General features: G+C 64.0%; 10 protein-coding genes. All 10 read right to left on the bottom strand.

The genetic code is table 11. The annotated features are described in order from the left end of the window. Nucleotides 1–914 (bottom strand): glycosyltransferase (locus tag HZB86_08750; GenBank protein MBI5905620.1); only part of this gene is annotated, 914 nt, incomplete at its 3' end. Nucleotides 915–934: 20 nt separating this feature from the next. Further along, nucleotides 935–2845 carry a hypothetical protein gene (locus HZB86_08745; GenBank protein ID MBI5905619.1) on the bottom strand — a complete coding sequence of 637 codons (1911 nt, stop codon included), beginning with the start codon at nucleotides 2843–2845 and terminating at the stop codon, nucleotides 935–937. Beyond that, on the bottom strand, nucleotides 2846–4054 hold the full coding sequence (locus HZB86_08740) for a hypothetical protein (GenBank protein MBI5905618.1): 1209 nt from the start codon (nucleotides 4052–4054) through the stop codon (nucleotides 2846–2848). It lies immediately after the preceding gene. A gap of 8 nt (nucleotides 4055–4062) precedes the next feature. Continuing rightward, nucleotides 4063–4566: a TlpA family protein disulfide reductase gene (locus tag HZB86_08735; GenBank protein MBI5905617.1), complete on the bottom strand. Its 504-nt coding sequence runs from the start codon at nucleotides 4564–4566 to the stop codon at nucleotides 4063–4065. Further along, nucleotides 4563–5105, bottom strand: a complete 543-nt coding sequence (locus tag HZB86_08730; protein MBI5905616.1) for a TlpA family protein disulfide reductase — start codon at nucleotides 5103–5105, stop codon at nucleotides 4563–4565. Before HZB86_08730 ends, HZB86_08735 begins: the two co-directional genes overlap by 4 nt. 22 nt (nucleotides 5106–5127) lie before the next feature. Then, complete coding sequence (locus HZB86_08725; GenBank protein ID MBI5905615.1) at nucleotides 5128–6246, bottom strand: hypothetical protein; 1119 nt, start codon at nucleotides 6244–6246, stop codon at nucleotides 5128–5130. 2 nt (nucleotides 6247–6248) lie between these two features. After that, nucleotides 6249–6800: a TlpA family protein disulfide reductase gene (locus tag HZB86_08720; GenBank protein MBI5905614.1), complete on the bottom strand. Its 552-nt coding sequence runs from the start codon at nucleotides 6798–6800 to the stop codon at nucleotides 6249–6251. Between the two features lie 32 nt (nucleotides 6801–6832). After that, complete coding sequence (locus HZB86_08715; protein MBI5905613.1) at nucleotides 6833–8593, bottom strand: peptidyl-prolyl cis-trans isomerase; 1761 nt, start codon at nucleotides 8591–8593, stop codon at nucleotides 6833–6835. 122 nt (nucleotides 8594–8715) lie between these two features. Further along, nucleotides 8716–9207 (bottom strand): TlpA family protein disulfide reductase, encoded by a 492-nt coding sequence (locus HZB86_08710; GenBank protein MBI5905612.1) that lies wholly within the window; start codon nucleotides 9205–9207, stop codon nucleotides 8716–8718. 125 nt (nucleotides 9208–9332) lie between these two features. Continuing rightward, nucleotides 9333–9560, bottom strand: a 228-nt coding sequence (locus HZB86_08705; GenBank protein ID MBI5905611.1) for a hypothetical protein, incomplete at its 5' end; no start/stop codon positions are given.

The raw sequence follows: 9560 nt of genomic DNA, 5'->3' as shown, positions 1-9560 counted from the left end.
TCGCTGCTGACGACGGGCTTGCCCAGCGCCATCGCCTCGATCTGGACGATGCCGAACGCTTCCAGCGCCGAATTCGACGGCAGGACCAGGAACTCGCACGCGTGGTAGTACGGACGAAGGTTCTCGACCTTTCCCAGCAGTATCACTTTCTCGTCCAGACCGAACGCGGCGACATCCTTCCGGATCTTCGCCTCGAGGGGGCCGGTCCCGATTACCGCGATCCGGCCGGAAATGGATTTCGCGGCTCGGAGCAGAGTATCCAGTCCCTTGTAGGGAACGAGACGGCCGACGAACAGCACGAATCGCCCCCCCATCCCCTCGACCACGTTTCGGGCCTGCTCTTTCTCCTCGGCGGAAATGTCGAAATATTCGTCCGGTACGGCGAAGGGGATGATGGAAGTCTTCTCCCGGTACCGGGAAAGGACCGGAGAGGATGCGATGTGGTGCGGCGTCGCCGCGATGAAAGCGTCGGTTCGACGGAATATGAACCTCTCGACCGGTCGATACAGGGCGAACAGCGCCTTTTTCCACCATTCGTCGAGAAGGACGTCCGCGTGGTGCCACAGGACGATCTTCTCCCTTTTCGGCAGGGCAAGAAGGGAGAGAAACAGCGCCAGCACCGCCGTTGGATTGGGATAATGGAGAAGGATCGCGGAGAAGCGGCCCTCGCGGCGCAAGCGTGCGAGCACCGCGGGAAGCGATGGGAGGACGGGCGAAAGGAGGAACGTCCCCCGCTCCTTCAGGTAATGGACGGTCTGCCGATCCGCCGGTTCGATCCTGGTCGAACCGGTCTTCGTCGCCACCAGGCAGTAGTTTCGGAGCTTCCCGCCGGTGGCTTCGGCGAAGCTCTTCACCACCGCTTCCATCCCGCCGGGCTCGGGAGGGTAATATTTCCCGAGGTGGAGAATTTCCATCGATCCGCCGGGGGATGGGTTCAGCGGGCCGGACCTCCCTGCCCTTGCTCGAGCTGCAGGAGGCGGTTGCGAAGGTACGGATCTTCGGCTTCGTTCAGCGCCTTCTGCAGGCTCCGGATCGCCCCGGCACGGTCCCCCATCGCAAGGTACATGTTCGCGATCGTATGGTACGCCACGACGGGTGATATCCCGAGATACGTGTAGTGGTAGGCTTCCTGGATGATGTGGCGCGGAAGGATCCCCTTCGGGATCTCGTGCGCCCGGACGTACTCCGCAAGCTCCGGAGACCTGCGGACGAAGACGACGAACAGGCCGTCCGCGAAAACCAGGGCCCAATTCGGGTCGTTGGCCAGGATCGGAACGATGGGGAGAATCGACCCCGAGGAGTCCATCGATTTCAGCACGAAGTGGGTGACCCCGTGCCCGTCGACGACCTTCTGCCAGCCGGGCATCCCGCCGGTAACGATCTGATGGTCGTTGAACACTTTCGGGTTATAGGTCCGCCCGTCGATGAACGTAAGCTGATCGGGGTAGAGCTGCCAGTCGAGGAATCCTCCGATGTCGAAGAAGTTGAACATCTTCCCGGGGACAGGGTTCTTCCGCAGGAACTCGGCCGCCTTGAAGGAGAATTTGTGCTCCGTGATCCCCAGGCCGAACTCGAGCTGGGAGAAGGAGAACGCCAGCGTCGTGCCCCCGAATCCCGCGACGGCGATCATGATGGCGGCGGTGACGGCGACCCAGCCCGGAGCGATGTCGGAAACCTTGTCCTTCCCCTCCGGTGGAGGAGGCGAAGAGGCGGGCTTGCCGCGGGGGGCCTTCTTCTCTTTCGGCCTTTCCTTCGGCTTCCCGGCCGGCTTCGGAGCGAACCAGCCGGCGGCGACGGCGAGGAACCCGGTCAGGTGCAGCGACGCCCCCGGCGAGAGAAACAGCCCCATCATCGACACGGCGCGCGCGGAATCCCACGCGCCTTTGAAGGCGATCGCGAAGAGGAACAGGTCCAGGAGGTAAACCCGCCGCCCGATCGCGCCGAGGGCCAGGGATACCGCGGCGAAGGCAAGCGCCGCCTTGTAATACACGAAGAAGCCGGTCCCTTTCACGGGGGTAAGCTCCGATATGGATATCAGGATGGAACCGGCCCCCGTCCCGCTTCCCCGGGAGATCATGTGGAGCGGCGCCAGGAGCCAGCCGTACCCGTGCGGATTCAGCCCGCAGAGGGCCAGCCCCGCGATCCCCGTGGCGAGCGGGGGAACGATCCACCCGCGAAGCCGCGTCCACTGAAGCTCCCGCTTCCATGCCGCCCTCGCGAGAGCGTCGACGAAGAACGCCCCGTACAAGGCGAACGCCATCAGGTACGTCGGATGGCTGTTGGCCCACACGAGGATCATCGGCGGAAACAGATAGATCAGTTTCCGGCGGCTGCCGAAATAGTATTCGCTCAACAGGAAGATCGTCATGGCGATGAACAGGTAGGTGAAGAGCTCGGGGCGCGGCTGGATCCGGATCCTCAGGAACCCGGAGAATGCGAAGATCGCGAGGACCGCCACCAGGGGGTGCGCCCCTCGAAGCACGATCGCCCGATGAAGGAAAAGAAAGATCCCGATCACGACGGCCCAGATGAAGACGGAGACCGCGTACTCCCCTCCCGCCGAATGGACGAGGTAGAGGACGGCCTGGAAGCCCCATTCGCCGCCGCTGCCGTTTTCCATCCCGAGGGACGGGTAGTTCCAGTGCTCCCGCGACGGGACCTCGTGTTTCTGGACGACGAACTTGCCGAGGGCGAGGTGAGTCCCGAAGTCGCTGGTGAAGATCTTCGTCAGCATCGGGATGGTGATCAGGAAAAGCAGCGCCAGAGCGAGGCGGTTCGCGCGCTCCGGCGAGAGATCCCACCACGGACCTTTCGCCGCTCCGGACGGGGCGACCGGCCCGGCCAACTATTTCCCCTTTCCTTTCACCTGGCCGTTCTTCCACTCCGCAAGCGCCGCCGACATGTCCTTCCCCTTGTGGCAACGCGCGCAAGCCTGTTCCAACGTCAACGTCTCCGAGTGCCGGATCCGCGTCAGGTGGAAGTCGTGGTTCTCCGCCTTCTTCCCCGCCACCTCCTGCTCCTCGTGGCATTCGGTGCACGGGTTCCGGGGACCGGAGAAGTCGAACTTGTGGTCGTGGATGCTGTACCGCTCCCCCCCGGGGGCCAGCTGCGGCGTGTGGCAATCCACGCACTCCGCGGTCTGCGGTTCGTGGCGGGAGTGGAGCGAAGACACCTTGTAGATCTTCTGGTGGCACGTTCCGCAATATTCGTCACGGCTCATGTACCGCTCCGCCTTGACCGTGACTCCCCGGTCGAAGCCGCACACGTCGCACGCCCTGGCGGTCGAGTAGAACTTCGACTGCCAGAACAGGAACATCCGGTGGCGTTCCTTGTAGTCCATCGTTCCCCAGTACCATTTCTTCGACTTGGGCTTCGGGGCGAAGAAATCGGTGAAATATTCCGTCAGGTCCTCCCCGGGGCGGTACAGGGCGGGGAACGGGAACTGCCCCCCCGTCTTCGTGTCCTTGCCGTCGGTGTGGCACGCCTCGCAGATCATGTCACGGCGCACCTTCGAAAGCTTCAGCGGGTTCACGATGTCTTGCGCCGCGGCGGTCCCGGCGTGCCGTTCCCCCGGCCCGTGGCACGCCTCGCACCCGATGGACGGCTCGTGGAACGATTTGGTGACCGGATCGAATCCGGTGGTGTGGCACCCGTCGCAGAATACGGTGTACGGCTGCTGCCGCCAGTTGAAGATCGAGTACGGCTCCCAGTCGTCCGTCACGAGGTTCCAGTATTTCGGGAGAACGTAGTAGTCGTTGTCGATGAAGGTGAGGTACTTCTGGATCCAGTGGCTTCCGATCGTCCATTGGACCTCGTCGCGCGTGAACGGAACGCCCGAGAAATCCTTCGCCGCCACCGCCTCCGGATTCTTCTTCGCATCCCGGAGCATGTTCGCATGGGGCGTCTTCCGCCACTGGGCGTAGATCTCCTCGTGGCACTCCTTGCACGCTTCCGAGCCGGCGTACCCTTTCGCGCCGGGGCCGAACGCCACGGCGGTACCGGCCGCGCAAATCCCCACGGTCAGCATGGCAAGCGTGAATCGGCGCCAGCCCACGGGTGCCTCTACTTGAGGAAGGTCTTGATCAGGTCGTGGACGCGCTCGTTCGGCGCATACCCGCCCTTCTTGTGGAGGAGGACCCCCCTCGCGTCGACGATCGCCAGGGACGGGGTGTAGTTGAAGCCGAACGTCCTGGGGAGGGAGAATTTCGGGTCGATCAGGTACTTCACCCGGAACCCGTTGGCCTTCTGATACGGTCCCACGGTCTGCGCTCCCCGCAGGTCCACCGCCACGGCCCACGCATCGATCTTCCCCGGGTTTTTCCCGACGAAATCGTGGATCTCCTTCAGTTCCTCGTAGCACGCGGAGCAGGCGGTCGTCATGAAGAGGAAGAGGGTGAGCGGGGCCTTGCCCCGGATCGACCGGTAAAAGGAGATCGGCTCCCCCTCCAGCCCCGGCAGGGAGAACTCCGGCATCGCGTGCCCGACCTCGACCGGTTTCTCCGCGGCGAAGACGGAAGTTGCCGCCAGGAGGGCGACGGCGCAGGCCAGGAGCGGTAGACGCCTCACTTCCCTTTCCCCATCTCCTTCACCAGGTCTTCCAATACGAACGGGAGCTCGTTTTCGCCCGGCGGGTAGTCGCCGACGTGGGAGTACCGGATCACCCCCTTGTGATCGATGACCACCTTGAGCGGTATGGGACCGGCGAGTCCGTACAGCTTGGTGGCCACCGTGAGGTCGGCGTCCAGCAGCACGGCGTAGTTCAACCGCTTTTCCCGGGCGATCTCCTTCACGCCCTTCTCCGGGGGGAGGACGACCGAAAGGATCTCGAAACCTTTGGGCCGCCATTCGCCCTGCAGCTTGACGAGGCTGGGCATTTCCCGCTTGCAGATGTCGCACCAGGTCGCCCAGAACTCCAGCATGACCACTTTCTTCCCGGAGAAATCCGAAAGGGAGACCGTTTTCCCGGTCACCACGTCCCGGAGCCTGAAGTCCGGCGCCTTGTCGCCGATCTTCAGCCGCATCGCCGTGTCCGTGGCGCCCGCCGGGAACGCAACCGCAAGGCAAACCGCAACGCAGACGAAAGCCGCCTTCCAGGATCCGCTCATCCCCCCGCCCCCGTGAAACCGGTCAATGGTCGACGATCACCGGTTTTTTCCACTTTAAAACGATATCATATGCCCACGAAGCTGTCTTGTCCTTGTGGCAGGCGCCGCACCGGTTCTGGACCTCCTTGTCCCAGCACCCTTGCGGGTGGATCAGGAAGTAGCTGTAGGAATGGACGTTGTTTTCCTTGTTTTCATTCACGTCCGGGTTCTTCTGGCGGTGGCAGTCGCCGCACCCAATCTGCGTATCGGCCTTGTGGTGGGTGTGGGCGGACAGCTTGTCGCCGTATTCATGGCAGCTCATGCAGATGGCGTCGACGCTGATCTGCGCGCCCTGCGGCTTCGCGGTCTGGTGGATGCCGCACACCTCGCACCGGGAGCGGGCCTGCGCCTCCCGGTCGGCCTTCCACTTGTCCCAGATCCGATGGATCGCGACGTTGTCGTTTTCCCCCTCGTTCTTTTCCAGGGGGACCAGGTATTTCGACAGGACGCCCCCCGGGGAGTACCCGATCGGAAAGAAATATTCTCCCGACAGGTCCTTGCCGCGCACGTGGCACGACGCGCAGATCTCCTCGGAGCGATCCTCGGGAAGCCGCTTCGGGTTCACGATGTTCTCTTTGCCGGGGTGGGCGGAATGTTTCTCCCCCGGCCCGTGGCACGATTCGCAGCCGACGGAGTGCTCGGCGAACGATTTCGTCTTCGGGTCGAACCCCACCGAGTGGCATCCGATGCAATATTTCGAGTAGGGGCGCTTCTGCCACCCGTAGGTGCTGTAGGGCCGCCACTTCTTGCTCTGCACGGACCACAATCGCGGAAGGATATAGTAGTCGTCGTCGAGCTTCGTCAGGTACCGCTGGTCCCAGTGGCCCCCGATCGCGAAGTGGATGAAGGGGAGGTCCGGGTCGGACATGTCCGCCATGACGGCGGACGGATTCTTCCTTACGTCCTGGATCACCGTGCTGTGGAAGGTCTTCACCCACCCCTTGTACTGGATCTGGTGGCAGGAGGCGCACTTCTCGGAACCGGTGTAGGAAGACGAACCGGCCGAGCCGGAGGCGGCCCCCCCGCCGGCGGGAAGAAAGATCCCGACGGCCGCGGCGGCGAGGAGGAGGATCGAAACGGAAACCGCCGGCCGGCTCGCCATTTCTATTGTGTCTTTCGCGGGAAGGCGTCTTCGATCGCCTTCTCGAGTTCCTTCTCGTCCCCGGGCTTGTAATCCTCGTGCTGGTACCGGATCGTCCCGCCGGGATCGATCACCACCGTGTACGGAGCCGCGTTCATCCGGTACAGTTCGATCAGGGTGAAATCGGCGTCGGTCACCGTATCGTACCGGATCGCGATCTGCCCCGCCGCCATCTGCTTCTCGAGAAACTTCGCGTCCACGCCGTCCACGTTGACGCCGAGGAATCTCGCTCGGCCCGCGAACTTCTCCTGCATGGCGTTCAGGACCGGGATCTCCGCGAGACAGGCGCCGCACCGCAGACCCCAGAAATTCAGGACCACGACCTTCCCTTCATCGAGGGTCTGCTTCAGGTCGACCCGATCCCCCTTGACGGTCGCGACCGTGAAGCCGGGCGCCGGTTTGCCGATCAGCGACGCGGGGGAAGGGGCGGCTCCCCCCGCCGCCGGCCGGGCGGCCGCCGCCACCGCGGCAAGGAAAAGGAGCGCCGGCACGAGCGTATTCCACTTGCTCCTCATCGAAAGGCACCTCCCGTCCCGTTCGTCGTCGGTCACCGATGCATCTTCGCCGGAGGCGGCTTTCCGTGGGCGGTATCCTGGGGAGCGACGGTCGCGAGAAGTTCCTCGTCGATCCGGTACCGGTACTTCGCCTTGAGCCGCTTCACGTCCGCGTCGTACGCGTCCTTCTTCGCCTTGTCGAGCAGGTAGCGCCGGATCTGCGCCTTCGACTCGTCGAACGTCAGAACGCGGTCCGTCTTCCGCTCGTCCACCCTGAAAATGTAATATTTCCCCTTGAAGTCGATCGGGGGGGAGATCGCCCCTTCCTTGACTTCGAGGGCGGCCTTGTACGCCGCCGGGACCGACCGGCCGTCCGCGGGAAGAAAACCGATCTTCCCCTCCGCCTTCTTCGACTTCGCGTCGGCGGAATGCTTCTTCACCGCCTCCTCGAACCCGATCTCCTTCCGATCCAGGCGGCCGTGGAGATCCCACGCCTCCTTCTCGCCTTCCATCACGATCACCCGCGCGACGACTCCGGCCTGCTGGCGGATCGTCTCCCGGTTCTCCTCGTAGAACGCTTTCGCCTGCGCGTCGGTCACCTTCATCGGTGCGTACATCCGCGCGTAATACGCCTGGTTCACTTCGCCCGCCCGGTATTCCGCATACGACTTCCGGAACTCCGGGATCCGGTCGATCCCCGTCCCCTCCGCGATCTGGAAATACCCCAATTCACTGAGGATACCTTCCAGGTTGGATTTTCTCGCCTCCGCCGTCGTTGGAGGAGTAAGTTTCGGCCGGGCCTGGAAGTACGCTTCGAAATATCTCCGGGTCACCGGCTTGCCGTTCACCTTCCCCAGGACCGCGTCCGGGGAGAGGCTGTCGAATTTCCGGATCGCTTCCTCGTCCACCTCCTTGCGGAACGTGCGGTCGAGCCCCTCGAGGATCTCGCGGCTCCGCTCCCCCCGGATCCGGTGCCGCATCTCCCTTGCGTACTCCTCCCGGTCCGCGGCGGGGATCTGCTCGATCTTCCGCACGCACGCGAAGGCGTGACCCCAGCCGAGAGGGGACGGGAAGACGGGGGTGCACCCTCCGACGGGCATGTCCCACAGCTCCTTGTCGATGATCTCCGGAAGAACCGTGCGGGAGAGGCTGTCGACGGGTCGCAGGTTCCCTCCCTTCGGGGCGGAAGGGCTGATGGAGTGCTCCCGCGCCAGCGATTCGAAATCCTCCCCGGCCGCCACCCGTCTGCGGATCTTCTCCGCCTCCTCCGGGGTCTCGAGGGTGATCTCGCCGAAGGTCCGCATTTCCCAATTCCTCGGCAGGCGGCCCGCGACGTCCCGGTCCGGGATGGACAGGTTGTCGATCACATTCTGTTTGTACAGGTTGGAGATCCAGGCCATCCGCGCCGTCTCCAGCTGGGTCGCCAGCGGTTCCGACCGGTCGAAGCCGGTGGCCTTCGCATCCAGCAGGACGAGTTTCCTCACAAGGAATTCCTCCACCGCCTGGTCCCGGGCGACCTTCCCCCCCCGGAACGCCGCGTTGTGGCGGAGATCCTCCCGGGACAGGATCGCCCGGAGGTCGTCCGGAGTCAGGGACCGCTCTCCCTCGATCTCGAGGATGTGCCCGCCCCGCGGCTTCTTCTCCCCGGCGGTATCCCGCTCCGGCCCGGGGACGGACGGCGGAACGGAAGGAGCCGTGGATACGGCGGGGGATGCCGAAGTGCCGGGCGGTACCGAACGGACTTCGTCCCGGCACCCCGGAGCGATCGCCGCGAGGATCAGGATCGCCCCGAAGATGATACGTGCCCACGTCAATGGCATTCATTCACCCATTCTGCTCCGGAACGGCGCGGGGCGGCCCGAGCGTTCGGGTCGCCCCGCCTCCGGAACCTTCCGGTGGATTCCAGGGGATGACGATTCCGTCCCCGTTTCCAGAGCTACTTTTTCACGAACTCCTTGATCTTCTTCGCCGTATCGTCGTCGAAACCGGACAGCAGCGCCGCGACCTTCCCGTCCGCCCCGATCAGGGCGGTGGCGGGAGTGTACGTGAATCCGAACTTCGGGGGGAACTGGAATTCCGGATCGAGGAGGAATGTGAGCGTTATGGCGTAATCCGCCTTGTACCGCTCAAGGGCCTTCGCTCCCCCCATGTCGACCGAGATCGGGAGGAAGAGGACGTCCTTCGCCACCTTGGCGAGGTCGTTCAACAGGACGACCTCTCCGCGGCACGCCGAGCACGCCGCCTGCATGAAGGTGAAGACCGTCTTCTTTCCCTTGATCGACTCGAGATTGTAGACCTTCCCGTCCTCCCCTTTCAAGCTGAATTCGGGCATGGGAGCGCCGACCTTGACGTCGGCCGCCTGGACGCCCGCGACGAGAATCGGGGCGAGCAGGATAAAGCAGGAAAACAGGGCGACTTTTCTCAACATGCGTGGATCCTCCCGGGAATGGATAAGGGGATGGGGGCCGATTCGGCCCCCCATCCCCGTCGAACTTCCTTACTTGCAAGAATACACCGCGGGACGGTGGATCGTCGTCCCGCGGTTCGATCCGGTCAGTACGCTCCGTGGCACCGGGAGCAGAAGTTCGCGCCTCCCTCGTTCGTGAAGCCGCCCGCGTTGACGGTGGCCCCCTGCCACGTGGACCGTGTCGAGTCGGTGCCGCAGGACTCGAGGATCAGCGCCCCGGAACCGGGAGCGGCGTCGTGCGGCCGGTGGCACGAATCGCAGTTGATCCGGTTGTTCGCCGACGTGGTGAACGGATTGCCGATCGTGATGGCGGT

The organism is Deltaproteobacteria bacterium, assembly GCA_016234845.1.
Lineage (GTDB): Bacteria > Desulfobacterota > Deferrimicrobia > Deferrimicrobiales > Deferrimicrobiaceae > JACRNP01.
The sequence above is the reverse complement of the archived record's forward strand: the minus strand, read 5'-3'. Positions and strand labels throughout refer to the sequence as shown.

Coding starts and splice junctions, on each gene's coding strand:
- HZB86_08730 (MBI5905616.1), bottom strand. CDS start 5,105: ATGAGCGGATCCTGGAAGGCGGCTTTCGTCTGCGTTGCGGTTTGCCTT.
- HZB86_08725 (MBI5905615.1), bottom strand. CDS start 6,246: ATGGCGAGCCGGCCGGCGGTTTCCGTTTCGATCCTCCTCCTCGCCGCC.
- HZB86_08720 (MBI5905614.1), bottom strand. CDS start 6,800: ATGAGGAGCAAGTGGAATACGCTCGTGCCGGCGCTCCTTTTCCTTGCC.
- HZB86_08710 (MBI5905612.1), bottom strand. CDS start 9,207: ATGTTGAGAAAAGTCGCCCTGTTTTCCTGCTTTATCCTGCTCGCCCCG.